General features: G+C 68.9%; 20 protein-coding genes. 1 reads left to right on the top strand and 19 read right to left on the bottom strand.

Annotated elements, in window-relative coordinates:
* Positions 1-234: 234 nt before the first annotated feature.
* From ACIA8E_RS17405 to ACIA8E_RS17340, 14 genes are all read right to left on the bottom strand, one after another.
* Positions 235-2,505 carry a DUF6571 family protein gene (locus tag ACIA8E_RS17405; protein ID WP_399298838.1) on the bottom strand — a complete coding sequence of 757 codons (2,271 nt, stop codon included), beginning with the start codon at positions 2,503-2,505 and terminating at the stop codon, positions 235-237.
* A gap of 25 nt (positions 2,506-2,530) precedes the next feature.
* Complete coding sequence (locus ACIA8E_RS17400) at positions 2,531-2,962, bottom strand: hypothetical protein (RefSeq protein ID WP_399298836.1); 432 nt, start codon at positions 2,960-2,962, stop codon at positions 2,531-2,533.
* 201 nt (positions 2,963-3,163) lie between these two features.
* On the bottom strand, positions 3,164-4,543 hold the full coding sequence (mycP, locus tag ACIA8E_RS17395; RefSeq protein ID WP_399298834.1) for a type VII secretion-associated serine protease mycosin: 1,380 nt from the start codon (positions 4,541-4,543) through the stop codon (positions 3,164-3,166).
* Between the two features lie 26 nt (positions 4,544-4,569).
* Positions 4,570-6,039, bottom strand: a complete 1,470-nt coding sequence (locus tag ACIA8E_RS17390) for a hypothetical protein (protein WP_399298832.1) — start codon at positions 6,037-6,039, stop codon at positions 4,570-4,572.
* A 52-nt stretch (positions 6,040-6,091) separates the two neighbouring features.
* Positions 6,092-6,616: a hypothetical protein gene (locus tag ACIA8E_RS17385; RefSeq protein ID WP_399298830.1), complete on the bottom strand. Its 525-nt coding sequence runs from the start codon at positions 6,614-6,616 to the stop codon at positions 6,092-6,094.
* 101 nt (positions 6,617-6,717) lie between these two features.
* Positions 6,718-9,054, bottom strand: a complete 2,337-nt coding sequence (locus ACIA8E_RS17380; RefSeq protein ID WP_399298828.1) for a xanthine dehydrogenase family protein molybdopterin-binding subunit — start codon at positions 9,052-9,054, stop codon at positions 6,718-6,720.
* On the bottom strand, positions 9,051-10,634 hold the full coding sequence (locus ACIA8E_RS17375) for a 2Fe-2S iron-sulfur cluster-binding protein (protein WP_399298826.1): 1,584 nt from the start codon (positions 10,632-10,634) through the stop codon (positions 9,051-9,053). The genes ACIA8E_RS17380 and ACIA8E_RS17375 overlap by 4 nt, the downstream gene beginning before the upstream one ends.
* Positions 10,631-11,527 carry an FAD binding domain-containing protein gene (locus tag ACIA8E_RS17370; protein ID WP_399298824.1) on the bottom strand — a complete coding sequence of 299 codons (897 nt, stop codon included), beginning with the start codon at positions 11,525-11,527 and terminating at the stop codon, positions 10,631-10,633. The genes ACIA8E_RS17375 and ACIA8E_RS17370 overlap by 4 nt, the downstream gene beginning before the upstream one ends.
* A 295-nt stretch (positions 11,528-11,822) precedes the next feature.
* Positions 11,823-13,457 carry a beta-N-acetylhexosaminidase gene (locus ACIA8E_RS17365; RefSeq protein WP_399298821.1) on the bottom strand — a complete coding sequence of 545 codons (1,635 nt, stop codon included), beginning with the start codon at positions 13,455-13,457 and terminating at the stop codon, positions 11,823-11,825.
* Between the two features lie 4 nt (positions 13,458-13,461).
* A complete protein-coding gene (locus ACIA8E_RS17360) occupies positions 13,462-14,301 on the bottom strand; it encodes a carbohydrate ABC transporter permease (protein WP_030971138.1) in 840 nt (279 codons plus the stop codon).
* On the bottom strand, positions 14,298-15,260 hold the full coding sequence (locus ACIA8E_RS17355) for a carbohydrate ABC transporter permease (protein ID WP_399298819.1): 963 nt from the start codon (positions 15,258-15,260) through the stop codon (positions 14,298-14,300). Before ACIA8E_RS17355 ends, ACIA8E_RS17360 begins: the two co-directional genes overlap by 4 nt.
* 2 nt (positions 15,261-15,262) lie before the next feature.
* Positions 15,263-16,567, bottom strand: coding sequence for an extracellular solute-binding protein (locus ACIA8E_RS17350; RefSeq protein ID WP_399298817.1), 1,305 nt, complete (start codon positions 16,565-16,567; stop codon positions 15,263-15,265).
* 228 nt (positions 16,568-16,795) lie between these two features.
* Entirely contained in the window at positions 16,796-17,089 is a 294-nt protein-coding gene (locus tag ACIA8E_RS17345) for a DUF3039 domain-containing protein (RefSeq protein ID WP_063756076.1), read from the bottom strand.
* Between the two features lie 29 nt (positions 17,090-17,118).
* Positions 17,119-17,679 carry a YqgE/AlgH family protein gene (locus ACIA8E_RS17340; RefSeq protein WP_399298814.1) on the bottom strand — a complete coding sequence of 187 codons (561 nt, stop codon included), beginning with the start codon at positions 17,677-17,679 and terminating at the stop codon, positions 17,119-17,121.
* Between the two features lie 277 nt (positions 17,680-17,956).
* Here ACIA8E_RS17340 and murA point away from each other — a divergent pair, with 277 nt between their 5' ends.
* Positions 17,957-19,297 (top strand): UDP-N-acetylglucosamine 1-carboxyvinyltransferase, encoded by a 1,341-nt coding sequence (gene murA, locus ACIA8E_RS17335; protein WP_030922987.1) that lies wholly within the window; start codon positions 17,957-17,959, stop codon positions 19,295-19,297.
* 239 nt (positions 19,298-19,536) lie between these two features.
* On the opposite strand, the gene ACIA8E_RS17330 is transcribed toward murA, so the two are convergent.
* The 5 genes from ACIA8E_RS17330 to ACIA8E_RS17310 form a co-directional block, all read right to left on the bottom strand.
* Complete coding sequence (locus ACIA8E_RS17330; RefSeq protein ID WP_003968811.1) at positions 19,537-19,818, bottom strand: HU family DNA-binding protein; 282 nt, start codon at positions 19,816-19,818, stop codon at positions 19,537-19,539.
* Between the two features lie 420 nt (positions 19,819-20,238).
* The gene (locus tag ACIA8E_RS17325; RefSeq protein ID WP_399298811.1) at positions 20,239-21,675 is read right to left on the bottom strand and encodes an NAD-dependent malic enzyme; all 1,437 of its coding nucleotides are present in this window, start codon (positions 21,673-21,675) and stop codon (positions 20,239-20,241) included.
* Positions 21,676-22,079: 404 nt separating this feature from the next.
* Positions 22,080-24,488 carry a HelD family protein gene (locus ACIA8E_RS17320; protein WP_399298809.1) on the bottom strand — a complete coding sequence of 803 codons (2,409 nt, stop codon included), beginning with the start codon at positions 24,486-24,488 and terminating at the stop codon, positions 22,080-22,082.
* A 130-nt stretch (positions 24,489-24,618) separates the two neighbouring features.
* Positions 24,619-25,563 carry an anti-sigma factor family protein gene (locus ACIA8E_RS17315; protein ID WP_399298807.1) on the bottom strand — a complete coding sequence of 315 codons (945 nt, stop codon included), beginning with the start codon at positions 25,561-25,563 and terminating at the stop codon, positions 24,619-24,621.
* On the bottom strand, positions 25,560-26,147 hold the full coding sequence (locus tag ACIA8E_RS17310) for a sigma-70 family RNA polymerase sigma factor (RefSeq protein ID WP_093776749.1): 588 nt from the start codon (positions 26,145-26,147) through the stop codon (positions 25,560-25,562). Before ACIA8E_RS17310 ends, ACIA8E_RS17315 begins: the two co-directional genes overlap by 4 nt.
* Between the last annotated feature and the right edge of the window lie 80 nt (positions 26,148-26,227).

Below are 26,227 nucleotides of genomic sequence, written 5' to 3'. Positions count from 1 at the left end.
CCCTTCGCAGCCCCATACCAATAGACCCGATCGGTCTTCAATTTGCTTGAGATCTCGGATCGGGTCGCCCCATTAACTATTCCGCCGCAGACCTCGGCCAAAGGGGTTAGAGAGTTCGAGTGCTCAGACTTGCCCCCTTCTGCTCCAGCATCCTTCTCTCCGCTTGTACATGCAGTAGTGGCAGACGCCAACAGGATCACCGTGGCGGCACCCACGGAGTACCACTTCTTCATCTCAGTCCGCATCTGTCTGATCGGCCTCGGTGTCACCGTTGGTATAACCACGCTCAACGCCGACTCTGACGTCCTTCCACCAAGCGGTGTCATCCACCTCCGGGTGCACCGCAATGTATGCGTCCAGGGGAGCTCCGGCTCGTTTGCGCCCCCGAGCAGCAAATCCTCTCTTATCCACCTCTTCTTCGCGGTCGAAATCTGCCTCCTGCTTGGCCAGTTCGCGGTCGATCCCGATCCCTTGATCCGTCTCAATCGCTCCCCCTGCACCTTCGATGATCAGCGGGACGGCGAACTGGGCAACGGCTGCGGCTCCAGTGGCTGCGGCGGGACCACCAAAGGGCAGTGTCGCCAGCCCGACACCTACGCCAATGCCCTGACTGATCCCAAATTTTTTCCACTCAGCCGCTTCCGCAAGTTTGCGATTGGCTTCGTCCGTCTTCTCGCCGTACTCATGATTGATCTCCGTGACGCGGGACTGATCAAGGATTCCATGCGTCTTGGCGCCACTTTCAATGATCATCTTGAGCTCGTCATCTGGACTCGGATGAGCCTTGAGTCCGCTGACCGTGTACTGCTCCTGCGCCTGAGAAAGGATTTCGCAGCCGCCCTCGTGTTGACCAACCGATTGGAGGAAACTCAAGGCACTGTCATGCTTCAAGAAGATGTGCCCCTTGCCCGTATGACCGAACGCCGCGTCCCGCGAAGCTCTTCCTCCGTCGCCATCGCTGAAGTTAGCGACGGACCAGTTCAAGTCATCGATGTACCCGGCGCCCATCTTGGCCAGGCTGTTGCCGATCCCCGGCTTGTCCGCTACAAAGCCTTGGTCATTGCCGACCAGCCTCACGACCTGCTCCATGACGTTTGCCGTCGTGTCGTCCCGGCGCAGCCCCAGTTCCGGCTGGTCGTACGGCACGCCGAGAGTCGCTGCTTCCAGAGCGTGGCCCAACTCGTCATATCCGTAGCCCCGCTTGTTCTCGACCAGCCAGTTCCCGTTCGGCCACTCCCGGTCCTTGAGCAGATACTGCAGGTCGGGGTCGATCTTGTCGTGCGTCCCCCAATCCTTGGAGAAGAACATCGACTTCGCAGCGTCCGGGTTGTGCCCGAGTGCGTCCATGTAGCCGGCCATGGGGTCCAGTCCGTGGTCAGTTCCTGGCCCGAAGTTGAGGTACGTCTCATAACCGTCCGGCTGCCACAAGTCCTTCAGTTTGGTGCTCTTGTGGTCCTTCTCGAAATCGATAAGGCTTCGGCCGTAGTCGGTGAGAAAGTCCTTGTCGTACTCACCGGTCCGCATCAGGCTGCTCATCACCTGGTAGCCGTACGGTCCATCGCTGATGGTTACTGCGTCCATGTCGACCATCTGGACACGGTCGTCCCCGAGAGCCACCATCTGTTTCTTCCAACGCTTCATGGCGGGACTGTCGGAGTGAGATGCGGTCGCCAGGGTTCGGCTCAGAGACTTCTGGATCTCGGCAGAAATCTTGGTCCGCTCGTCGCCGGTCTGCCGGCGGTCAGCGATCCTCGTCCAGAACTCCAGTGTCCTCTTGGGGCCGAGCCGAGTCGCAAACTGCTCGGTGAAGTACGGATCGCCCTCGTGCTTCTTCAGGAGATTGTTGATCCGCGTGAGCGTCTCGGTATCCGGAACCGTCCGAGCTGACGCAAGCTCTGTGAGAGTTGCCAGGTCCTTCTCGGCTGCCGCTCGCCCCTGCTTGGCAGCCTTGATGCTGCGGTACGCGTGCGAGTCGAAGCCACGGTCGCGGCCATTGCCGTCCTGCGAGAGAACCCAGCTAAGGGTGTCGTCGGCCTCGTCGGCCGCGGTCAGGCACGATCGAATGCTCTCGCGGTAGGCGATGATCGACTCCTGGTAGCCCTTCCGGAGTGCGGCCAGGTCGTCTATCGGTGTATCAGCCGGGGCGTCGAACCAGACCTCGCCGCTCGACTTTATCGACAGGTACTTGTCCTGTTCGATCTGGTCGCGCAGCTCCTTGAGCTTCTTCTGCGACGACTTGAAAACATGAAGCGCGTCGTCAAGCAGCAGATGTATATCCGTGGCCTCTTCGGATGCCGCGTCGATCTGCCGCTTCACCTTGCCTAGCTTGGTCCGCGCGGCGTTGGCTGCTTCACCTTCCCAGTCATAGTCCCACAGCCCCTTCTCGACGGTGTTCTCGTACTTCCGCGCGATGGTCTTGAACTGACCTGGCAGGTTGCGCCACTTCACAACCGCCTCCGAGAGCGGACCGAGATCCACCTGGAGGAGATTCTCGTACGTCAGCATGACCGTTCCCCCGATCCCCGCACCATCACTTCAGATCCCGATCCCTGCCGGACGCGTGCTTGTGCCGGTCAGCCTGCGCCTGGTCCTCCGCAGCGAAGTCAACGGCGGTCGCGCGCAGGGCTCCTGCCACGTCCCCCTCCAGGAGTCCCTCGACATACTTCATCTGCGCATTCCAGCGCTTCACGAAAACCTCGAACGCCGACCGCGACGCGAAACCCTTCAGACTGGGTCCTACTTGCTTGGTCTCCGTCATCGTCTTGTTGTCGGCGTCCCGAAAGTCGCCCCGGACGATGTCGGCCTTGCCGGCCCGCCGTCGCAGCTCCGCGCCGGTGATCTTCACCTTCTCCTTGGCCCCGGACGAGCCATCTCCGGCTTGGAAGCTGTTGAGGTGCATCGTCGCTGTCTGCTTTGCCGCCGCTTCGGCGCGCAGCTCAGCCCATTCCTCGTCGAACGACACTCTGTCCCCGTTTCAGATTCTGCTCATACGCACAGGTGGACTCGTTGCTGGCGTGAAGTTACGGGCATGGCCGGCAACGCGAATCGCCCGAGCGGATCAACGCTATCTGACGGGCGTAAGCGTGGAGCAGCACGTTCAAGTCATTCCCGCAGAACTCTTACACCCGCACACCGCCTTGTCCGCAAACTCCCGTTTGCGAATTCAGGCGTAAGGGCCTTGCCTCGGGGGGCCTCCGTACGGCGAGTTAGAACCGGGCGGAGCGGTGGGAGGGGGCCCGAAGGTCGACGGTGCGGGCTGGTGCTGAGACGGGTACGGGTACGGCGGTTGGTGTGTATACGCGTGCGGTGCGGCTGCGGCGGCCTTGCGGCGGCGGGAGCGGATGGCCAGGGCGGTGACGGCTACCCCGATGAGAGCGGCGACACCGATACCGAGGCCAATCAAGACACCAGTGTTGCTGTCGGTGTCGGATGCCGGGGCTGCGGCAGCCGGCTTGTCGTCGCTCTCTGAACTTCCGGTCGCTTTGGAGGGCTCGGCGGAGGGCTGAGCACTCTCGGCTGCCGCGAGATCGGGGAGCGGGTACTCGTCGGCTGGACCGGGGTCGCCGGGGGTCTTCAGGGCGATGCGGGGGCGGACGATGCCGTAGCCGATGTAGTCGGTGCGCTCAGCGCCGCTGGTCGGGCCGCCGGCCGTGTTGATCATGACGCGCAGGACCTGGTTGTTGGTCCAGTCGGGGTGCTTGGACCAGATGAGAGCGGCGGAGGCGGAGGCGATGGCGGTCGCGTCGCTGGTCCCGTGTGAGGTGCAGAGATGCGTCTTACTCGAGCAGGCGTGGATCATCTCGTCGCCCGGCGCGGAAAGGTCCACCTGAGGACCGAACTGGGATTCGCCGGTCTTCTTCAGATCCTTGCCGATGGCCCCGACTCCGACGGCTCCCGGCGTCGCCGCCGGATACTTGACGACGTTGCCGGTCCTCGCGTCATTGCCCGTACCGGCGAAGACCAATGAGCCCTTGTCCAGGGCGTACTTCACCGCGTCCGTCAGCTGCTGCGAGCCCTCGCTCGCCGCCTGGGAAAGGTTGATGACCCTGGCGTCGTGATCCGCTGCGTATCGAATCGCAGCCGGAACGGCGGTATTGAACTGCTTGATGTCGTCCTCGAGGTTGGCGGCCTTGTCAGGAATCCGGATAGGCAGAATCTTCACTCCGGGAGCGAGACCGAACGCACCATCCCCGCCGCGGGCTCCGCCGGTGCCGGCGATCAGGCCGGCCATGCCCGTGCCGTGGCCATCGTAGTCGGTCTGCTCGTCACCCGATTCGCCCGGGGCGAAGTCCTTGCCCTTGAGGACCTGCCCATGAAGGTCAGGATTGGACGCGTCTACCCCCGTGTCGATGACCGCGACGGTAACGCCCGTACCTGTGCTGGTCCGCCAGATCTCCTCGGCCTTCATGGCAGTCAGGTGCCATTGGTACGAACGGACCGATGCAGCGTGGGCCGACCCGGCCGTGGCAGCCACCAGCAGCATCCCAACGGCCGCCGACGCGGCGGTCCAGGTGCGGCCCTTTTGCATGTTGCTGGTAAACATCTGCGTCCTTCACTGAATACTTTCAATCAATCGATCACGGGGGGCACAACGCGTCGGCCACCCTGCTGCCAGGTCTCTTCGTCTTCCGCCAGGTAATCCGGTCGCTCGCCGCCGTCGCGACGGGAGGAGCCTGGACGGACGCCCGCAGCAGCGTTCGCTCCGCGTCCCGCCTGTCCGACCGCACGCGTGCCGTCACTCGCACCATTGCCCCGAACCAGACCAGAGCCGCCGGGCGTGAAGGGACGGCCGCTCGAACGCCCCGGCTGCTGAGGACGGCCGCCGACGACTCCGTCGGATTCTCCGGCCAGCCGACGACTACCGGGAAGCCCGCTCGGGCCACCGATGCCCGCACCGCGGCCCAGAGGGCCGCGGCCATGCGTACCTTCGCCGCCGACCACCGTGCCACGGGGAAGTCCGCCCGTCGGACGCCCACCGGTCTGGGTAACCGGCCTACCGCCGCTGATGCCAGTGTCACGGGGCATACGACTTGTCGGACCGCTGCCGAGCCCATTTGGACCAGACAACGACGGAGGACGGACGCCCGTACCCGTGTAGCGTCCGGCGCCCTGCTGATTCGGGGGCAGCGTTGAATTTCCCCCGAATACGGGCGGCATAACGCTCGGGCCCAGCAGCGAATTACCGTCCGGCTTGCCCGTCAGCGGCAGTCCCGTCGGCGAGCCGATAGGCGTAGACAACGACTCCGGCAAAGTCGCTACGCCGTCGATCTCCATACCCACAGGTGCTCCCGAGCGCGCGGGCATCTGAACCACCGCACGGTCAACGGCGCCTGATGTTCCCGGATCGGACACCTCCGCGGGCGAGGTGTCCGTGGTCGCTGCGTGCCCGACGCCGCCGCCAACCCCTCCCGACCCGGAACCGCCACCGGGAGGCGCCCAGCTCCCCGAGTCGTCGATGCCACCTTCCCGCTCCGGAACAATCGTCGCCGGCGGCGGCGGAAACGCCGGCTTCTCCAGTCCGTCCATCTGCGACGCCGACAACGAGTACGACTGCCCCAGCTTCCGCATCTGCGCCGCCGCCTCCTGGCGGTTCGCCTCCTGCGTTGCGATCAGCGTCTCCGCCGACTTCTGCGCAACCGCCGATGCATCCGGGTCATTGCGCGCCGCCAACGCCGCGTCCAAGTTGGCCTGTGCACCCGCCTGGGTGCGGGGGATCGCCGCCTGGGCCGATGCGATCGCGTTCGAAGCCTGCGTCAGCCACTTCGACGCGCCCTCGCTGTAATCACCCAGGCGCAACGTGGAGTTGGCGAGGTCCGCACTCCATGTGCGGAATGCGTCGGCGCCCTCGCCCTTCCATTCGACCCACTGCGGGCGCACCTTCAGATCTTCCGCGATCTTGCGGATCTCCGTGGCCGCGCTCACCAGTCGGTCGGCCGCACCCTGTATCGCCCCGCCGTTCGCCTGGTCCAGCCATGCCAGCATCTCCTCGTGGGACATGCTCTCGAACGCCGTACCCGAGCCGCTTTCCCCGTGGTCCATCTCGTGCCCCCGTCTATGCCCGTGCCAAGCCGCTGATCGTCGTCTTCATCAGTCAGATGGTCCCGGTGGACTCGCCGGGCGTCGGCTTCGCCGCCGCCGGCTGGTCGGCATGCTGCTTGGCCGGCACTGTCGGGTCGTACGAACCCCCGTAGTGCTCCTGCGCGTTGTCGTTGATCGCGAGCATGCGGCGCCGAATGTCCACGTCGAGGTTCTCGTAGCCCTTGTGGGACGCGAGCACCGCGATGCCCATGCCCTCTATCGAGTCCGACAGCAGCTTCGACAGAGATTCGAGCTGGGTGATGACCGTCTGGTACGAGAGGAACAGATCGGCCGCCTCGGCCCAGCCGTTGTGGCCGCCGCCGAACTGGGTGCGGACCATGGGCTCTTCGCCCACCTTCTTCGGTCCGGCCGGCGATGCCTTGAGGTCGCGCAGGAGTTCGTCGATCCGGTCGCGGAACTTCGTGAACGACGAAAGCTCGGTGACCAGTTCACCGACCGCGTTCTGCGCGAAACCGACGACGGACCCGAACGGCCCGCCCGGTGTTTCCGCCGATCCTCCGGCGTCACTCGGCAGCACAGCACCCTCCCCCGTATGCAGCTGTCTTCAGCTTTGGGGATCACTGTAGCCAGCAGCGGTGACAGCGCGCATCTCCGTGTTGCATGTGCAACGCAATTCGGTCAGGCGCTGGCCGCCGCCACAGCCGCCTGCGGTCGGATCGGGAGGCGGTTTATCGGGCGGCCGGTCGCCGCGCGAACTGCCGCGGCCACTGCTGCCGGTGACGTCACCACCGGGACCGCCGAGACGGGCTTGGCCCCGAAGGGAGCCACCACGTCGCGTTCCTCGACGAGTTTGACGATGCGAATGTCCGGCGCGTCAAGCGCTGTCGGCAGTGCGTAACCCGTTAGGTCGGGGTGGCGGATCAGACCGCGGGCCGTGCGGAGGTTCTCGGTCAGTGCCGTGCCGATGCCCTGGGTGATGCCGGCTTCGATACGGGTCGCCAGCTGGGCCGGGTTGAGGACCCGGCCGACGTCCTGGGCGACGGCCATCTCCACCACGCGGATCGAGCCGAGTTCGATGTCGACGTCCACGACCGCGCGGACCGCGCAGAAGGCGAGGCCGACGAACGCGTCGCCCTGGCCGGACTCGTCGAGCGGCTCGGTGGGGTGGGGGCGGCACTGGGCGGTGGCCCAGAGCTCTTTGCCGTCCATCGCTTCCGTGACCGTCGTGGACAGCACTCCGTCGTACGAGGTGATCTTGCCATCGGCGATCTGGAGCAGCTCCGTGGACATGCCGAACTTGTGGGCCAGCGGCTGGAGGAGCTGGGTACGGACCATCTTGGCGGCCCGTTCGACGGCTCCGGCGGAGACCCAGGTGTGGCGGCCGTGCGTGGCGGGGCCGGCCGGGGGCTGGTCGGTGTCGACCGAGGCGACGTGGACCTCCTCGATGCCCAGGGTCTCCTGGACCACCTGGCGGGCCAGGGTCGAGAAACCCTGGCCGGTTTCTACCGCCGCGCAGATGACCGTGGCGACGCCGTCGTGGACCTTGACCGTGGCCGTGGAGACCTCGTCCGCCCCCTCGGCGCCGAGCATGTGGACCATGCCCAGCGCATAGCCGACGCCGCGGCGCACCGCGCCCGGCTCGCCCGCGCCCTCCGGGCCGCCGGGCAGCAGCCAGTCGTCCTCGGGAGAGTCCTTCGGGAGTGTGGGGAGCGGGAAGTCCCGTACCGCTCGCAGGAGTTCCGCGACCGGGGCGGGGCACGTCACGGTCTGGCCGGTGGGCAGGATGTCGCCGGTCGAGAGGGAGTTGCGCAGGCGGAGTTCGGCCGGTTCGATGCCCAGCTTCGCCGCCAGTTTGTCCATCTGGCCCTCGTACGCGGCGCAGACCTGCATCGCGCCCTCGCCGCGCACATGGCCGGACGGCGGGTTGTTCGTACGGACCGCCCAGCCCTCGATGAAGGCGTGCGGAACGACGTACGGACCGCAGGCGAAGGCCACCGCTGCGGCCAGGGACTCGGACGAGGCGTCGGCGTACGCGCCCGCGTCGAGGAGGATCTGCGCCTCCACCTTCACCAGTCGGCCCTCCGCATCCGCGTGGTGGCGGTAGCGGAGCAGCGTCGGGTGGCGGTGGGCGTGGCCGAGGAAGGACTCCTCACGGGTGGCGGCCAGTTTGACCGGGCAGCCGGTGCGCAGGGCGAGCAGGCCGAGCGGCAGCTGGAAGCCCGGGTCCTCGCGGTCGCCGGTCGCGCCGGGGACACCGGTGACGACGATCTTCACCCGGTCCGGTTCCAGACCGAAGCAGGCGGCGGCGAGGTCGCGGTCGGTGTGCGGGTCGGTGGAGGCGGTGTAGATCTCCACGCCGCCGTCCGGGCGGGGCACGGCGAGTCCGGCCTCGGCACCGATCGGGGCCGGGTCCTGTCGGCCGATGCGGTACAGGCCCTCGACGACGACCTCGCCCGCGATGTCCGGGTCGCCGTAGCGCAGCGGGATGTGACGGATCAGGTTGCCGTCGGGGTGCAGGGGCTCGGCCTCGAAGGCCTTCTCCGGGTCGGTGACCGGTTCGAGGATCTCGTACTCGACGACTACCGCCGCGGCGGCGAGGCGGGCCGTGTCGGGGTGGTCGGCGGCGACCGCGGCGATCGGCTCGCCGTGGTGGCGGACCAGTTCGGACGCGAAGACCGGGCGGTCGACCACACGGCGGCCGTACGCACCGTCGCCGGGGACGTCCTCGTGCGTGACGACCGCGCGTACGCCCGGCATCTCGGCCGCGGCGCTGGTGTCGATGGACAGGATTCGGGCGTGCGGGTGCGGGGAACGCAGCACCGACGCCCACAGCAGTCCCTCGGCCCAGAGGTCGGCCGCGTACGGGAAGGTGCCCTCGGTCTTGGCACGGGCGTCGGCGGGCGGCAGCGAGGCGCCGAGGCCGAACACGGGCGGCTCGGTGTCGGGGCTGTCGACCGGGGGGGTGGTGAGCGTTGTGCGGGTCGCGTTCGCCGCGGTGGCTGCGTCGTTGCTCACGCCATGCCTCCGTCCTGCAGATGTGGCTGGACACTACCGGCACCCGGGGCTGCCTGGTGCGGGATACGCGCCTCGTCGGCGTGCGCTTCCGCGGACGGGGACGTGGGGCCGGGCACGGCGGCGGCCTCGGCGCCGGCCTCGCGGCCGGCGATGACCTCGCTCACGGCGTCGAGCACGCCGCGGTAGCCGGAGCATCGGCACAGGTTGCCGCAGAGCGCCTGGCGGGTCTCCAGCTCGCTGGGGGCGTGGTTGCCCTCCAACAGGTCATGGACGGTCATGGCCATGCCGGGGATGCAGAAGCCGCACTGGACGGCGCCGCAGTTGGCCAGGGCCCGCTGGACGTCGGACGGCTCGCCGTCGACGGCCAGGCCCTCGACCGTACGGACCTCGCTGCCCGCAGCCGTGGCCGCGGGGACCAGGCAGGAGGCGACGAGCCGGCCGTCGACCTGGACGTTGCAGGCACCGCACTCGCCCTGCGAGCAGCCGTCCTTGGCACCGGCGAGGCCGAGCCGCTCGCGCAGCACGTAGAGCAGCGACTCGCCGATCCAGGCATCGGTGACCGGGCGGTCGGCGCCGTTCACATGCAGGACGTACGAGGTGGCGGGGTGCTCGCTCGAGGTGTCGACGGGCGGTGCGTCCAGGAACGGCGGGTCCAGGGGCGGTGCGTCGGCCGGGACCTCCTCCGCAGCGAGTGCGACGGGGGTGTCGGTATCGGTGTCGGTGTCGGTCTCGACGCCGGGGACCAGGTCCGTGGTGAGGTCGGGGACCAGGTCCGGGGTCGGGTCCGGCACGAAGTCCGCCGTCGGGTCGGCGGCCGGCTCCGTCGGCAGCTCGCCGTCCGCATCGCGCTGCACGTGGACGCGCGTGGACTCCGGGGCAGGCGCGTGCGTGACGTCCACGCCGTGTGCCGGCGTCCCCACAGCCGTTTCGGGGGCCTCGGGGGCCGGCTCCGGCTGCGTCGCCCACGGCGCGGGCGCGCCGCCCGGCAGCGTGGCCGGCGGCGTCCGGTCCCCGTACCACTGGGAGGCCAGCGCCGAGGTCGTGAACTCGCCGGACTCGTCCGGGAGGTCGCCCTCGGCGACCGGGATCGTCCACTGGCCGGTGTGGCCGAGGGGCTCCGCAGCCGTCGCCTCGGTGAAGTCCCACTGGCCCGTCGCGGCCGGCGGCTCACCGTGCTGCTCGTGCTGGGCGTACTGCTCCCCCGCGGAGTGCTGCTCGTGCTGCGGGTACTGATCCCCCGCGGAGTGCTGCTCGTGCTGCGAATACCCGTGCTGCTGGTTCGGATCCGGCCAGTGCACCGTGCCCTGCGCCTGCTGCTCCGCGCCGCCTTCCGGCAGGCCCTGCGTCCGGACCACCCAGCTGCCCGTGGCCGCCGGGTCGAGCCCGGCCGCAGGGGTCAGCGGCAGGATCATCGGCGGTACGTAGCCATGGCCGGGGGCAGCCAGTGGCGCGTTCGCCAGGTCCTCCGGCGGCAGGTGGACGAAGGCGGTGGCCTCGGAGTCGTACTCGCCGCCCTGCGGGGTCGGCTGCCAGCCTCCGTGCTGCTCGTTGTGGTCCTCGTGGTTGTCGCTGTTGCTCACGACAGTGCCCTCCCCAGCGCGCGTCGGGCGAGCGCGGCGACCGTGCGCCGCAGATGCAGTACGGCGGGGGGCAGCGGTGGTGTCTCGCCCCCGTCGGCGGGCGGTGCCTGGTCCGGGATGCACGCCGCCGCGACGTACTCGCCGAACGCGGCCAGCGCGTCGGGGGCCAGGCCCCGTTCACCGTCCCAGTCGATCAGCGAGGCGATCCACCGCTCGGCCTCCAGCGGGCGCAGCGGCATCGGCGCTATGGCGCCGACCGCACAGCGCACCCCGCGCCGGGCCGGGTCGAGGACGATCGCGACGGAGGCGGTGGCGCGGCCGGGTCCGGTGCGGCCGGTCGCCTTCAGGAAGACCTGCGGGGCGTGCAGCAGCGGTACACGGACGAAGCCGATCAGCTCCGCGGGCTCGAGCATCTCGCGGCCGGCCAGCAGGTGCGAGACGGGGATCTCGCGGCGGGCGCCGCCGGGTCCCGCGATGACGAGCTCGGCCTCCAGGGCGGCGAGCACCGGCAGGGCGTCGCCGGTCGGGGCGGCGGTGGCGATGTTGCCGCCGAGTGTTCCGGCGTTACGGATCTGGGGCGGGCCCGCGGCGCGCGCGGACGCGGCCAGGGCGGGGATCAGGGCGGCGAAGTCGGGCCGCCCCATACGGGCGTGGGTGAGGCCGGCGCCGAGCAGGGCGTGACCGTCCTGGTAGTGCCAGCCGCGGAGCTCACTGATCCGGCCGAGGCCGACCAGCCCGGAGGGACGCAGGAGCCCCTTGTTGACGGCCGACATCAAGTCCGTGCCACCGGCCACAGGAACGGCGGCAGGCATGGCGCCGAGCGCCGCCACGGCCTCGTCGAGCGAGGCGGGCAGCGTCACGGACTGCGCCGCCTGCGGTGCGTGCGTGGTCAACCCAGCTGCCCCTTCCCGGTGTCCCGGCGTCCGGCTTGTTTCGCCGTACGGTACGTGCTCGAAGCCCGGACGTGGCAACTCTGGCACATCTTCCGATCGGACCGACGCGAGGGTCCGCGAAGGGTGGATCCGTCCCCGACCTGGAAGATGGTCCCGTTTCGCACCTCTTCGGCGCAGAGTGTGAATTGGCACTCTTCAGCCATGGTTGTACGACTTGTTCCGTTCGTGCGGTGGACGCTTACCGGCCACCACGTTCCCAGGAACCGTGGTGGCCGGACCCGCACTGCAGCCGGGCTCACACGTTCGGGGGCGCCCCCTCGATCGGACGTCCGAGAACACCGGGGCGTCGCTGCCACGGCAACGGGCCGCCCGGCGGGCGGTACTCGACGCCGAGCGCGTCAAGTCGGGCGTAGTGCGCCGTCATTCGCCGTTCGAAGTCGGCGAAGTCCCGGTCGGCGGGGGCGGGCAGTGCCGACCAGGCGACCTCGGCGAAGGCCGCGAGCCGCGGAAAGACCTGGTAGTCGACGCGGGACCGGTTCTGCATGACCTCGGTCCACACGTTGGCCTGGGTGCCGAGGATGTGACCGGCCGCCTCCTCGGTCAGGCCCGGCGGTACGGGGTCGAAGCGGAAGACGTCCTCGATGGTGCGGACGTACCCGATGGGCATCGGTTCGTCGGGGCCGCCGTCCTGACGGTGGTCCAGATACACCTGCTGCTCCGGGCACATCACGACGTCGTGCCCCGCTTCGGCTGCGGCGATGCCGCCCGCGTACCCGCGCCACGACGACACGGCCGCGCCGTCCGGGAGGCCGCCTTCGAGGATCTCGTCCCAGCCGATGAGGCGGCGGCCGCGCGCCGTGAGCCAGCGGTCGAAGTGCCGGATGAACCAGGACTGCAGCTCGTCCTCGTCGGCCAGGCCAAGCTCCCTGATGCGGGCCTGGGCGGTCGGGGACTCCTTCCACTGGTCCTTGAGGCACTCGTCTCCGCCGACGTGGATGAACGGCGAGGTGGCAGCCGGGAAGAGGTCGAGGAGCTCTTCGAAAACGCCTTCGAAGAAGCGCAGGGTGTTGTCAGTGGGCGCGAGTACGTTCGGACTGACGCCCCAGGTGTCCCAAACGGAGAGGGTGGTGGTGTCGATGACGTCGGTGTTGCCCAGTTCCGGGTATGCGCTGATGGCGGCCTGCGAGTGGCCCGGGATGTCGATCTCGGGGACGACGCGGATATGCCGCTCGGCGGCGTACGCGACGATCTCGCGGATGTCGTCCTGGGTGTAGTGGCCGCCGTGCGGGGTCTCGTCCCACAGCTCCGAGGCCCGGTGCCCGTGCTTGGTACGGGAGCGCCAGGAGCCGACCTCGGTGAGCTTCGGGTAGCGCTTGATCTCCACGCGCCAGCCCTGGTCGTCGGTGAGGTGGAAGTGGAAGACGTTCAGCTTGTGGGCGGCGAGGAGGTCGAGGTACCGCAGGACATCGTCCTTGGGCAGGAAGTGCCGCGAGACGTCGAGCATCATGCCGCGCCAGGAGAAGCGGGGCCGGTCCTCGATGTCCGTGAACGGAATGCGCGCGGGAACGCCGGTGGAGACGGGTGCCCGGCGGAAGGCTTCCGGTCCCAGGAGCTGCCGGAGGGTCTGGGCGCCCCAGAAGACCCCGGCGGGACTGCCGCCGGTGATCACGACGCTCTGGCCGGTCCCGGTGGACAGCTGGTAACCCTCGGGCTCCAGGGCCGGGTCGATGCGCAGCAGGATGGTGTTGTCCTTGCCCTCGACGCCCGGTGGGAGCGACAGGCCGAACGCGGCCCCGAGCGTCGAGCGGAGCCAGCGCTCGGTGGACTCGGTGCCGTCCTGCCCGGTGATGGTCGTGGCCCGGTCCATCAGGAAGCCGCACCGTCCCTGGTCGCCGACGCTCACCGGTGCCGGGATCAGTTCCATGTCCATGACGTCAGTCCTTAACCGCTCCGCCCAGCCCCGAGACCAGACGTCGCTGTACGAGTACGAAGAAGACCAGCACGGGGACGGTCATCACCGTCGAGGCTGCCATGATCCCTCCCCAGTCGTTCTCATCCGGTTTGAAGAAGACCAGCAGCGCCATCGGAAGCGTCGACTGCGAGGTGTCGCTGATGAGGAAGGACTTGGCGAACAGGAAGTCGTTCCAGGTCGAGATGAACGAGAAGACGCTGGTCGCCACGAGCCCCGGGAGGACCAGCGGGAAGAGGATCTGCCACAGGAAGCGGGTGCGGCTCGCGCCGTCGATGTAGGCGGCCTCCTCCAGTGCGTCCGGGACGGCCTTGACGAAGCCGCGCAGCATCCAGATCGCGAACGGCAGCGAGAACGCGAGGTGCGGCAGGATCAGCGAACCGAGCGTGTTGAGTTGGCCGAAGTCCCGCATCAGGAAGAACAGCGGGATGGTGAGCGCCTCCACCGGCACCATCTGCGCGATCAGGAACATGATCAGCAGGGTGGTGCGGAACCGGAAGCGGAAGCGGGTCACCGCCGTCGCCGCCAGAAAGGCGACCAGCGCGGACGCGACGACGACGGTGCCGGCGACGATCAGGCTGTTGAGGAAGTAGCGGCCGAAATCGTGCTGTTCGAGGACCCGGCGGAAGGAGTCCAGGGACGGCGACAGCGTCCACGGGCGGGGGTCGGTGGACTGGATCTCTCCCGCCGGCTTGAGTGCGGAGAGCACCATCCAGTACAGCGGGAAGGCGACCACGGCGGCGATCAGGAGCGCGGCGGCCTCGGCGGCCAGCCTGCCCGGACGACGGATGCGCAGCACGCTCACAGTTCCTCCCCCTGGCGCCGTACCAGGCGCAGATAGACCAGCGTGACGGCCAGCAGGATCACCAGCATCACGACCCCGATCGCCGAGCCAAGGCTGTACTGCGAGGACGCGAACGCCTTCTGGTACGCGTACACGTTGAGCACCAGGTTCTGGCCCGCGATGCCGCCGCCGCCCGTCATCACATAGATCTGCGTGAAGACCTTGAAGTCCCAGATGATCGACTGGATGGTGACGACGACGAGGATCGGCCGCAGCATCGGCGCCATGACCGACCGCCAGATCCGCCACTGCGAGGCGCCGTCCAGCGCGGCCGCCTCCAGCACCTCGGCGGGGATCGCCCGGATGCCCGCGTACACCGTCACCATCACGAACGGGAACGAGCACCAGAGCACTTCGAGCAGCACCAGGGCGAAGGCGCTGTAACGCCCGTACGTCCAGGAGAAGTCGCCCAGCCCCAGCACCCTGTTGACCGGTCCGAAGTCCGGGTCGAAAAGGAACACCCAGACGGTGGAGCCGGTGATCGCGGGCGTCGCCCAGGCGCCGAGCGCCGCCAGCATCAGCGCGAGCCGGGGCAGGGCCCGTACGCGCGTCAGCAGGACGGCGAGCGCGCAGCCGACCAGCAGGGTGGCGAGCACACAGGCCGCGGCGAAGACGACGGTCGCGAGGAGCACCTGCCAGAACTGGCTGTCTCCGAAGAGCGTCGCGTAGTTCCCGAACCCCTGGAAGGTGGTCGGTTCACCACCGCTGACCTGGGCCTGCGTGTACTCCAGGAACGAGATCAGGCCTAGCTGGTAGATCGGGTAGAGGAGGAGCCCGCCGAGGAGGACGAGCGCGGGCAGCAGGTAGAGCCAGGGGGTCCAGCCGGGGCGGCGTGCCGGTCCCCGGGAGAGCCGGCGGCGGGGCGTGCTGCCCGCCCCGGCCGCCGCAGGAGCCTTGTACGCCGTACTGTTCGCCGTCATCGTCAGCCCGCGTCGGTGAACGCCGCGTCCATCTTCTTCGCCGCGTCGTCCGAGGCCTGTGCCACGTCCTTACGGCCGCTGACGATCTCCTGGAACATCGTCGGCAGGATCAGCGAGGAGTCGATCTGGCCCCAGCCCGGCGAGGCCGGGACGAACTTGGCGCCCGCGCCCAGCGTCTTGACGAACGGTTCGACGAACGGCTCCTTCTGCGCGACCGTGGCCCGCACATCCGTGTACGTCGGCAGGAAGCCCATCGCGTCGAACAGCTTCGCCTGGGTCTGCTTGCCGGTCAGCGACTTCATCAGGTCCACGGCGAGGGTGCGGTGCGAACTGCTCTTCAGTACGCCGATGTTGTTCCCGCCCGCGAACGCGGGGGCGATCGATCCTTCGGACGCGCCGGGCAGCGGAACCACCGCGTACTTGCCCTTCACCGAGCCCGCCTCGACGGCCGCGTGGCTGAAGTCGCCGCCGATCGCCATGGCCGCCTTGCCGGAGGCGAAAGCGGTGACCGTCGCATTTCCACCCATCGCGGCGCACTTGGCGGCCGGGCAGTTGCCGTCACCGAAGAGCGAGGTGTACGCCTCGATGCCCTTGCGGGCCCGGTCGCTGTTGATGGCCGCCTTGTACGTACCACCGCTCTCGTCGGCGAGTTCGCCGCCGTTCGCCCAGATGAACGGCATCGCGCCGTACGTGTACGCGCCACCGACGGCGAGGCCGTACAGCTCCGGCTTCTTCTTGTGGATCTTCTTGGCGGTGGAGATCAGTTCGGCCTGCGACTTGGGAGGTTCGATGCCCAGGTCCTTGAAGATGTCGGTGCGGTAGTACAGCGCGCGTACGCCGACGAAGAGCGGCGCCCCGTACACCTTGCCGCCGACCGTCACCGACTGCTTCGCGGTCGGATCGGTGTCCTTGGCCTCGTCCCAGGCCGCGAACTCCTTGCTCACATCGGCGAGTCCGCCGTCCTTGACGTAGCCGGCCGTGTCCGTGTTGCCGTACTCGATGAGGTCCGGGGCGCTCTTCGGATCGTTGAAGGCGGCCTTGATGCGCTGGGCACGGGTGTCGACGGGGATGTACTCGATCTCCGCCTTCGCACCCTTGTGGGTCTTCTCGAAGTCGGCCACCGCCGCGTCGACGACCTGCTCCTTGGGCTTGTTGCCGACCTCCTGGAACAGCCACACGCGCAGCGTCCCGGTCTTTTCGTCCCCCTTGGCGCCGGTGTCGGAGGTCTGCGGCGCGCAGGCGGTGGCGGTCAGGCCGGCCAGTACGAGCGCCGCGGCCGGGGCGGCAATTCGGGCGGAAAGCTTCATCCGGAACCCCTACCGATTGAGTGTTGCAACATATGCAACGCACGTTTCGTTCTGCACAACTGGCAGGAGAGTAGGAGCGGTCACGGACGGCGACAAGTGGTCTCAACCAATCTGTGACCGAGCGATACGGGCAAACAACCCAGGGTCTACGAAAGTGCATACGAAAAGCCCCCGGGTGCACGCGTCAGCGCGCTCCCGGGGGCCTCGGCCCGAACGGTCGGGGACGGACTACTTCTTGTCCTTGCCGCCCTTGCCCTTGTCCTTGTCGCCACCGGCGCCCATGGACTCGTAGATCTCCTTGCACATGGGACAGACCGGATACTTCTTGGGGTCGCGCCCCGGTACCCAGACCTTCCCGCACAGTGCGACCACGGGGGTGCCCTCCAGGGCACTCGCCATGATCTTGTCCTTCTGGACGTAATGGGCGTAGCGCTCGTGGTCGCCGTCGCCGCTCGACACCTGCGGCGTCGGCTCTACGAGGGTCCCCGTACCTGCCCCGCGCTCGGGCTCAAGAGTGCTCATAACAGCCAGGGTACTGAAAGGCCCGGGCTTCAGTTGAGCGAAGGGTCGTCCGGATAGGTGGCGATCATGGCGAGCTCGCTGCGCTGACGGCGCAGGACCGACCGCCACAGCTGTTCCGGACGCGGCGAGGAGACGTCTCCGGGCTCGGACTCCACCACGTACCAGGCCCCCTCGGTCAGCTCCGTCTCCAGCTGTCCGGGCCCCCAGCCCGCGTATCCGGCGAAGATCCGCAGTGAGCCGAGCGCCGCCGCCAGCAACTCCGGGGGCGCCTCCAGGTCCACCAGACCGATCGCCCCATACACCCGTCGCCAGCCGAGCGGTCCCTCGTCGCCGGGGATCACCGCGACGCCGAGCGCCGAGTCGAGTGAGACGGGGCCGCCCTGGAAGACGACGTCCGGCTCGGCGGTCAGCTCGGCCCAGGACACGAGGATGTCACCGACACCGACCGGGGTCGGGCGGTTCAGGACCACGCCGAGCGAGCCCTCCTCGTCGTGGTCGAGGAGCAGCACCACCGCGCGGTCGAAATTCGGGTCCGCCAGGGCGGGTGTGGCCACGAGCAGTCGCCCTGTGAGCGAGGACACCTCGGTCATGGCAGAAATGATCCCGCATCTTCGCCCTCCGTGGGGACCAAGTGGTGCGCCGGGTGCCGGAGGGGGCCCGAGCGCAGCTCAGGGCGCACGGTTGCACGAAGAGCGCACGGTCCGGGAGGCACTTGCGGACGGTGACCCTCCGCAAGGCTCCGCGAGCAGAGCGTGTTGTGGCGGATTCATGACGTTCGTACACCGCCCGTAGCCTTATGGAAGGGGGGTACCTGCCCATTACCCTTTCGGTTGGCCCCCTGCCCGACCACTCCGGAACGCGAGATCCATGACCGGCACAGACGATGTCCTGCTTGTCCACGGCGGAACCCCGCTGGAGGGCGAGATCCGCGTCCGAGGCGCCAAGAACCTGGTGCCGAAGGCGATGGTCGCCGCGCTGCTCGGCAGCGGGCCCAGCCGGCTGCGCAACGTGCCCGACATCCGCGATGTGCGGGTCGTGCGGGGCCTGCTGCAGCTGCACGGTGTGACGGTCCGCCCCGGCGACGAGCCGGGCGAGCTGATCCTGGACCCCACCCATGTCGAGAGCGCGAACGTCGCCGACATCGATGCCCACGCGGGCTCGTCGCGCATCCCGATCCTCTTCTGCGGCCCGCTGCTGCACCGGCTGGGCCACGCGTTCATTCCGGGACTCGGCGGCTGTGACATCGGCGGACGGCCGATCGACTTCCACTTCGACGTGCTGCGGCAGTTCGGCGCGACGATCGAGAAGCGGGCGGACGGCCAGTACCTGGAGGCCCCTCAGCGGCTGCGCGGTACGAAGATCCGGCTGCCGTACCCGTCGGTGGGCTCCACCGAGCAGGTGCTGCTCACGGCCGTGCTCGCCGAGGGTGTCACCGAGCTGTCCAACGCGGCCGTGGAGCCGGAGATCGAGGACCTCATCTGCGTGCTGCAGAAGATGGGCGCGATCATCTCGATGGACACCGACCGGACGATCCGGATCACCGGTGTCGACCGGCTCGACGGTTACACGCACCGGGCGATCCCGGACCGCCTGGAGGCGGCCTCCTGGGCGTCCGCGGCGCTGGCGACCGAGGGCAACATCTATGTGCGTGGCGCACAGCAGCGCTCGATGATGACGTTCCTGAACACGTTCCGCCGGGTCGGCGGCGCCTTCGAGATCGACGACGAGGGCATCCGCTTCTGGCACCCGGGCGGCGCACTGAACGCCATCGCCCTGGAGACGGACGTGCACCCCGGCTTCCAGACCGACTGGCAGCAGCCGCTGGTGGTGGCCCTGACGCAGGCCGCGGGCCTGTCCATCGTCCACGAGACGGTGTACGAGTCCCGGCTCGGCTTCACGTCCGCGCTCAACCAGATGGGGGCGCACATCCAGCTCTACCGCGAGTGCCTGGGCGGCTCCGACTGCCGCTTCGGCCAGCGGAACTTCCTGCACTCGGCGGTCGTGTCCGGGCCGACGAAGCTGCAGGGCGCGGATCTGGTCATCCCGGACCTGCGCGGCGGTTTCTCGTACCTGATCGCCGCGCTGGCGGCGCAAGGCACGTCCCGGGTGCACGGCATCGACCTGATCAACCGCGGCTACGAGAACTTCATGGACAAGCTGGAGAAGCTGGGCGCGAAGGTGGAGCTGCCGGGCGGGTCACTGGTCTGAGGGCGGGCGCCCGACGGCCAGGACCGACGCGGGGGTTCGGGGCACTGCCCCGGGCCCCCGCTTCTCGTTTCGCCGGCGAGGCTTGCACACACGGCCTCTCGCCGCCAGAACCTCGCTACGGGCCCGGCAGTGGCCTCACAGCGGCTCACAACGGCCTTGCAGCGGATTCTGCGGCCTGCACACGCCGGAGGGCGGTCACCCTTGGTCGGGGTGACCGCCCTCCGTCGTGCCTACGGGGCTTACTTGCCCTTGGCGGCTTCCTTGAGCTTCGAGCCCGCGGAGACCTTCACGCTGTAGCCGGCCGGGATGTTGATCGGGTCGCCGGTCTGCGGGTTACGAGCGGTGCGAGCGGCACGGTGAGTGCGCTCGAAGGTCAGGAAGCCGGGGATGGTGACCTTCTCGTCGCCCTTGGCGACGATCTCACCGACGGTCTCGGCGAGCGCGGCCAGCACGGCGTCGGCGTCCTTGCGGGTCACCTCGGCGCGGTCGGCCAGGGCGGCCACCAGCTCACTGCGGTTCATGTTGTTACTCCCGTGTTCTTCTTGCCTGTGAGGCGTGAGATCGAAGCCGATGCTGCCAGGGCCCTCGGACAGTCCCCGGACCCGGGTCTGACGTCAGACCCTCGCGCCCGAATACGCATCCTGCCCCCACCTGCGGCGGGAAAGCCAATCCGGCACCCTCCGGAGTCACACGAAAGCCGCCACTGCCTCGTCGTGGTGACGTTCCGTCGACTCCCTGAAGCGGCCCTCAGCAGATGCTGGAGCGCCCCTCGGCGGGTCCACAGCGGGTGCAGGGTCCTGCGGGGCTCGCTGCCCGCCCACCCTAAAGGGGCGTTTGGGGCCCCGCGACCCGCGACGCGCCGTGGGGCAGGTCGACGTGGGGGCGCCACAGCCCGGCACAGCCCCCGGCAGGGGCCGTGGCGGGCAAGGGAAGCGGTGGGTTCACATGGAGTTCCCCGCGCCCGTCACGGCGCCTCCAGCGGCCTTCGCGGCCGTGCGGACGGCCCCGGCGACCGCGCCCGCGACCTTGTCGTTGAAGACCGACGGGATGATGTAGTTCCGGTTCAGCTCGTCCTCGGCAACCGTCTCGGCGAGGGCGCCGGCCGCGGCGAGCATCATCTCCGTGTTGACCGTGCGGGACTGAGCGTCCAGCAGGCCCCGGAAGACACCCGGGAAGACCAGCACGTTGTTGATCTGGTTCGGGAAGTCGGAGCGCCCGGTGGCGACAACTGCCGCGGTCTGGCGGGCGATTGCCGGGTCCACCTCGGGGTCCGGGTTCGCGAGCGCGAACACGATCGCGCCGTCCGCCATCGCCGCGACGTCGTTGCCGTCCAGCACGTTCGGAGCGGAGACGCCGATGAAGACGTCGGCGCCGACGACGGCCTCTTTGAGCGTGCCGGTCATCGACTCCGGGTTGGTGTTGTCGGCGATCCAGCGCAGCGGCGAGTCGGGGTCGGCGGAGACCAGGTCCTCGCGGCCCGCGTGCACCACACCGTGGATGTCGGCGACGACGGCGTGCTTGACGCCCGCGGCGATGAGCAGCTTCAGGATGGCCGTACCGGCCGCTCCGGCGCCGGACATGACGACGCGTACGTCCCCAATTCCCTTGCCCACCACGCGCAGTGCGTTGGTCAGGGCGGCCAGCACGACGATCGCGGTGCCGTGCTGGTCGTCGTGGAAGACAGGGATGTCGAGGGCCTCGCGCAGCCGTGCCTCGATCTCGAAGCAGCGGGGTGCGGAGATGTCCTCCAGGTTGATGCCCGCGAAGCCGGGGGCGATCGCCTTGACGATCTCGACGATCGCGTCGGTGTCCTGGGTGTCCAGGCAGATCGGCCAGGCGTCGATGCCGGCGAACCGCTTGAAGAGGGCCGCCTTGCCCTCCATCACCGGCAGGGCCGCCATCGGACCGATGTTGCCGAGGCCGAGTACGGCGGAGCCGTCCGTCACAACTGCGACGGAGTTGCGCTTGATGGTGAGACGCCGAGCGTCCTCGGGGTTCTCGGCAATCGCCATGCAGACCCGCGCCACACCCGGGGTGTAGATCATCGAGAGGTCGTCACGGTTGCGGATGGGGTGCTTGGACGCCATCTCGATCTTGCCGCCGAGGTGCATCAGGAACGTACGGTCGGAGACCTTGCCCAGCACGACACCTTCGATGTCGCGCAGACCTTCGACGATCTCGTCCGCGTGCGCGGTGGAGGAGGCCGCGATGGTGACGTCGATCCGCAGCTTCTCGTGACCGGAAGCGGTCACATCGAGGCCGGTGACCGAACCGCCGGAGGACTCCACGGCCGTGGTGAGCTGGGAGACCGCTGTACCGCTCGCGGGCACCTCCAGCCTGACCGTCATCGAGTACGAGACGCTGGGCGCCGTTGCCATGACCGAGTCCTTCGCTTTCCCTAGCTTCATTGCTGCGCGGCCGGGGCGCTCGCCTCGGACACGCTTCCCGATGTTCGCACCTACTGGCCGGTAGCCGGTAATGACTGCCATGTTTCGGAAAGTGTTTTCCACCATACGAGATTTGGTCTCTCCGTGAAACCCCGGCAGCCCCGGACGCGGCTGCCGGACCGGGCCACCAACAGAAACAGACCCGCGCCACCGGAAGGTGACACGGGTCTGTCTTTTTCACTTGAGCGGCACCGACCCGCCATGCTCGCCTCGCGGCAAGTGGTCGCTCGTAGCGACGAAGGTTGGGCCCGGGGGCTTGGATCGAGCCGGTGCCGACACCAGGCTAACAAAGTCCCCGGGATAAGTGATTCCCGCGCCGCAGGTTGACTTGTCCGTCAGTCCCTGAGCAGATCCGGAACACCGTCCTCGTCGGGCAGGTCCCGCTCCCCCGATACCACCGTGAGCTGCTGCGTCGCGCGGGTCAGCGCCACGTACAGCACCCGCAGACCGGCCGGCGACTCGTCGGCGATCTCCGCCGGCGAGACGACGACCGTGGCGTCGTACTCCAGGCCCTTCGCCTCCAGGCTGCCGAGCGCCACCACCCGGTCGCCGAGCTCCGCGAGCCACTTGTGGGCCTGCGCGCGCCGGTTCATCGCGACGACGACGCCGACCGTGCCGTCCACCTCGCCGAGCAGCCGCCGTGCCTCCTCCCGTACGGCCCCGGCCAGATCGCCGTCGCGTACGGCCTCGAAGCGGGGCTGCACTCCCGTCGAACGGACCGCGGCCGGGGACTCCATTCCGGGCATGGCGAGCGCCAGGACCTTCGCCGCGAGCTCCGCGATCTCCGCCGGGTTCCGGTAGTTGACGGTGAGGGTGAAGCGGCGGCGCGGGCGGTTGCCGAGCGCCTCGTCGCGCGCCTCGGCCGCCTCGTCGGGATCGGACCAGGAGGACTGCGCCGGGTCGCCGACGATGGTCCAGGTGGCGGTACGACCGCGGCGGCCGACCATGCGCCACTGCATCGGTGTCAGGTCCTGCGCCTCGTCGACGATGACGTGCGTGTACTCCGTACGCTCCGCCGCGAGCCGCTCGGCCCGCTCGCGCTGGGTCTCCTCGCGCTGCGGCATCAGCTCCTCCAGACCCGAGAGCTGGTCCAGCGGATCGAACTCGCGCTTCTTCTTCGGCCGGTGCGGGGTACCGAGCAGCGCGTGCAGCTCGTCGAGGATCGCCACGTCGTGTACGGACAGGGGGCCCCGGCCCGCACTGTCGAGCCGCTTCAGCGAGCGGGCGAGGCGGCGCACCTCGCCCTGGTTGAGGACCCGGCGCGCCCAGCGGCCGAGCCGCTTCTCATCGGCCATTGCGGCGAGCACCCCGCGTGGGGTGAGCTCGGGCCACCAGGCGTTCAGGAAGTCGATGAACGGCGTCTCGGTGGAGACGTCCTCGTCGAAGGAGGAGCGCAGTTCCGCGGCCAGCTCGGGGTCGGTGTAGCGGCCCCGGCCGGACGACTTGTTCCACAGGGCGTCCAGCAGCAGCCTGCGGGCGCGGGGGCGCAGCAGGTTGACCGGGGTGGTGCCGCCGAGTACGGACTGCCGGATGCGGTGGAGCTCGTCGGCATTCAGTTCGACGCGGGCGCCGAAGGCGACCACACGCAGGTGGGTGGGGGTGGTGAGGGGCGCGGCCGCCTCGTCCTCGGAGCCGTCGGTGTCGTCCCCGTCACCGAACGACAGCTGGCCGTCCTGCCCGCCCTGGGGTACGCCCGGGGTCCGCGGTTGTTCCAGCGCCCCGCGGGCCGCCTTGCGCAGCACCTGGAGCATCCGGGAGGAGCCCTTGATCCGAGCGACGGCCGGTTCGTCGTACGTGGTGGCACCCTCGACGCCCGCCGCCTCGTCGGAGAGCGAGCCGACCGCGCGGATCGCGACCTGCCCCTCCTCGCCGAGCGAGGGCAGCACGCCCTCGGTGTACGCGACGAGCAGCGGGGTCGGCGAGACGACGAGGATGCCGCCCGCGTACCGCCGCCGGTCCTGGTAGAGCAGATACGCGGCGCGGTGCAGGGCGACGGCGGTCTTGCCGGTGCCGGGGCCACCGGAGACCTCGGTGACGGAGGCGGCGGGCGCCCGGATCACCATGTCCTGTTCGGCCTGGATGGACGAGACGATGTCCCGCATGGTGTGGCTGCGGGCCTGGCTGAGCGCCGCCATCAGCGCGCCGTCGCCGATGACGGGCAGCTTGTCGCCGTCCTTGTACGAGGTCAGCTCCGGGCGCATCAGGTCGTCCTCGACCCCGAGGACCTTGCGGCCCTTGGAGCGGATGACCCGGCGGCGTACCACCCGGCCCGGATCCTTCGGCGTCGACCGGTAGAACGGCGCGGCGGCCGGTGCCCGCCAGTCGATGACCAGCGGCGCGTAGTCGGAGTCGAGGACCCCGATCCGGCCGATGTGGAGCGTCTCCGCGATATCGGCCGTGCTGTCGTCGCGTACGGCGTCGTCGGCCGGTTCGACGGAGGTGAACGCGCCGTCCGGGCCACGCTCGCCGTCCTTGCCGAGCAGCAGATCGATCCTCCCGAAGAGGAAGTCCTCGAACTCGCTGTTCAGCCGGTTGAGATGGATCCCGGCCCGGAACACCTGGGCATCACGCTCGGCGAGCGCGCCGGGCGTACCGACGTGGCCGCGCTTGGCGGCATCGTTCATGAGGAATTCCGCCTCGTGGATCTTCTCCTCAAGGCGGTGATAAACACGGTCGAGATGTTCCTGCTCGACACCGATTTCCCGGTCCCGCAACGAATCGACAGCGGCATCCTGCGCGGCCACCGAGGCCCCCTTCTGACGTGCATTGGGCAGCCGTCAACCCTATGCGAAGGAAGCCCCGCCGCGCACCTGCCACGAGCACCGATATGGCTCGTGAGAGGTCTCGATTGTGCGTCGGGCCCCGGTCGGGCGGTTATGCGTCGATGTCCACCAGCCGCTTTCCGTCGAAGGTGCGCACCTCGAAATGGTCGATGTCGGCAGGGTCCATCGCCGCGCCGCCGTGGACATAGAGCGGATATTTCGCGGTCGGGTGCGGGGAGTCCTCGAGGCCGTAGCCCCACTTCGGTACGGACCAGGAGGTGACGACCTCCTCCTCGCCGGTCTTCGAGACGGCGATCAGGCTGCACTTCTCCGGTCCCGTGACGTTCTTGAGCTCCAGCACGGCGTGCGTGCCCCACGCCTTCTTCTCCATACCGACCGTGGCGTGGACCTTGGTGATGGGATCGGTGGCCTGCACCTTCTCCGTCATGTGGTGGAAGAACGCGTCCTCGGCGGGGCTGGTGGGGTGCGGGTCGGCCGCCTGGTTCGTGCCGCTGTCGCCGCCGGTGGCCACGACGGCGACCACCGGACCGCCGATGATCAGCGCCGCGGCGGCCGCCACCAGATACATGCCGCGGCGCCGCCGCCTGGCCCGTCTGGTCGCGACCTCGTCGACCAGCCGGTCGAGCACCCGGGGGGCGGGTGGCTCGGGCACGTGCGGGACGGGGCGGGCGCCCGGTACGGCGGCGGGGGCCTCGGCGAGCATCGCGAGCATGGGTTCCATGCCGGCGAACTCGTCGAGATGGGCGGCGCAGAGCGCGCAGCCGGCCAGATGCTCCTCGAACGCGGAGGTCTCGGTCTCGTCCAGGATGCCCAGGACGTACGCACCGGCGGCGTCGTGCTCCGGCCCTTCGGTGGCTCCACCGGAACCGGGGACGCGCGCTGCGCCGAAGCCCCCGGGGCCGCCGAAGCCGCCGAAGTTGTCGGGGCCGCCGAAGCTGTCGGGGATTCCCGGACGGCCGCGCGGACCTGTGGGGCCGGTGGGGCTGGAGGGACCGGTCGGCCGGGGCCCGAAAGGCTCCCACTCGTGGTTGCTCATGCCGTGATCCCCCTCTCTTCGAGTGCGAGCTTCATCGAGCGCAGTGCGTAGAAGACCCGGGACCGCACCGTGCCGCTGGGTATGCCGAGCACCTCGGCAGCCTCATTGACCGTACGTCCCTTGAAATAGGTCTCGACCAATGCTTCCCGATGGGCGGGGGTCAAATCGTCGAGCGCATCCGAGAGCGTCATCAGCCACAGCGCCTTGTCAATCTCGTCCTCCGCGGGAATGACCTCCAGCGGCGACGGATCGACCTCGTGCGGCCGGGCCTGCCGGCTGCGGTGGCCGTCGATGACGATGCGCCGGGCGACCGTCACCAGCCAGGGGCGGACAGAGCCGGTCGCCCGGTTGAGCTGACCGGCGTTCTTCCAGGCACGGATGAGCGTTTCCTGCACCACGTCCTCGGCACGCTGACGGTCGCCGGCGACGAGGCGGAGCACGTACGCGAGCAGCGGTCCGGCGTGTTCGCGGTAGAGCGCCCGCATCAGCTCCTCGTCGGGGACGGCGGAGGGAGACGGGGGCGGTTCACTGCGATGTCGAGCCCTGTGCGGACGGTCATCGGCCACGGCCGCATCCTTGCGCACCCGAACCTCCCGGTCGAGACCCTGTAGAGCTCCTTGGCCATCGAATACGGAAGCGGGCCCCGATCCATTCAACGCTGTTC

This window comes from Streptomyces sp. NPDC051664, from assembly GCF_044453545.1.
Lineage (GTDB): Bacteria > Actinomycetota > Actinomycetes > Streptomycetales > Streptomycetaceae > Streptomyces.
This window is presented reverse-complemented; position numbering and strand designations above follow the sequence as displayed.

Bases quoted from the DNA above. Each gene is read 5' to 3' on its own strand.
- ACIA8E_RS17405 (WP_399298838.1), bottom strand. From the start codon at position 2,505: ATGCTGACGTACGAGAATCTCCTCCAGGTGGATCTCGGTCCGCTCTCG.
- mycP (WP_399298834.1), bottom strand. From the start codon at position 4,543: ATGTTTACCAGCAACATGCAAAAGGGCCGCACCTGGACCGCCGCGTCG.
- ACIA8E_RS17390 (WP_399298832.1), bottom strand. From the start codon at position 6,039: ATGGACCACGGGGAAAGCGGCTCGGGTACGGCGTTCGAGAGCATGTCC.
- ACIA8E_RS17365 (WP_399298821.1), bottom strand. From the start codon at position 13,457: ATGGACATGGAACTGATCCCGGCACCGGTGAGCGTCGGCGACCAGGGA.
- ACIA8E_RS17355 (WP_399298819.1), bottom strand. From the start codon at position 15,260: ATGACGGCGAACAGTACGGCGTACAAGGCTCCTGCGGCGGCCGGGGCG.
- ACIA8E_RS17350 (WP_399298817.1), bottom strand. From the start codon at position 16,567: ATGAAGCTTTCCGCCCGAATTGCCGCCCCGGCCGCGGCGCTCGTACTG.
- ACIA8E_RS17345 (WP_063756076.1), bottom strand. From the start codon at position 17,089: ATGAGCACTCTTGAGCCCGAGCGCGGGGCAGGTACGGGGACCCTCGTA.
- ACIA8E_RS17340 (WP_399298814.1), bottom strand. From the start codon at position 17,679: ATGACCGAGGTGTCCTCGCTCACAGGGCGACTGCTCGTGGCCACACCC.
- murA (WP_030922987.1), top strand. From the start codon at position 17,957: ATGACCGGCACAGACGATGTCCTGCTTGTCCACGGCGGAACCCCGCTG.
- ACIA8E_RS17330 (WP_003968811.1), bottom strand. From the start codon at position 19,818: ATGAACCGCAGTGAGCTGGTGGCCGCCCTGGCCGACCGCGCCGAGGTG.
- ACIA8E_RS17325 (WP_399298811.1), bottom strand. From the start codon at position 21,675: ATGGCAACGGCGCCCAGCGTCTCGTACTCGATGACGGTCAGGCTGGAG.
- ACIA8E_RS17315 (WP_399298807.1), bottom strand. From the start codon at position 25,563: ATGAGCAACCACGAGTGGGAGCCTTTCGGGCCCCGGCCGACCGGTCCC.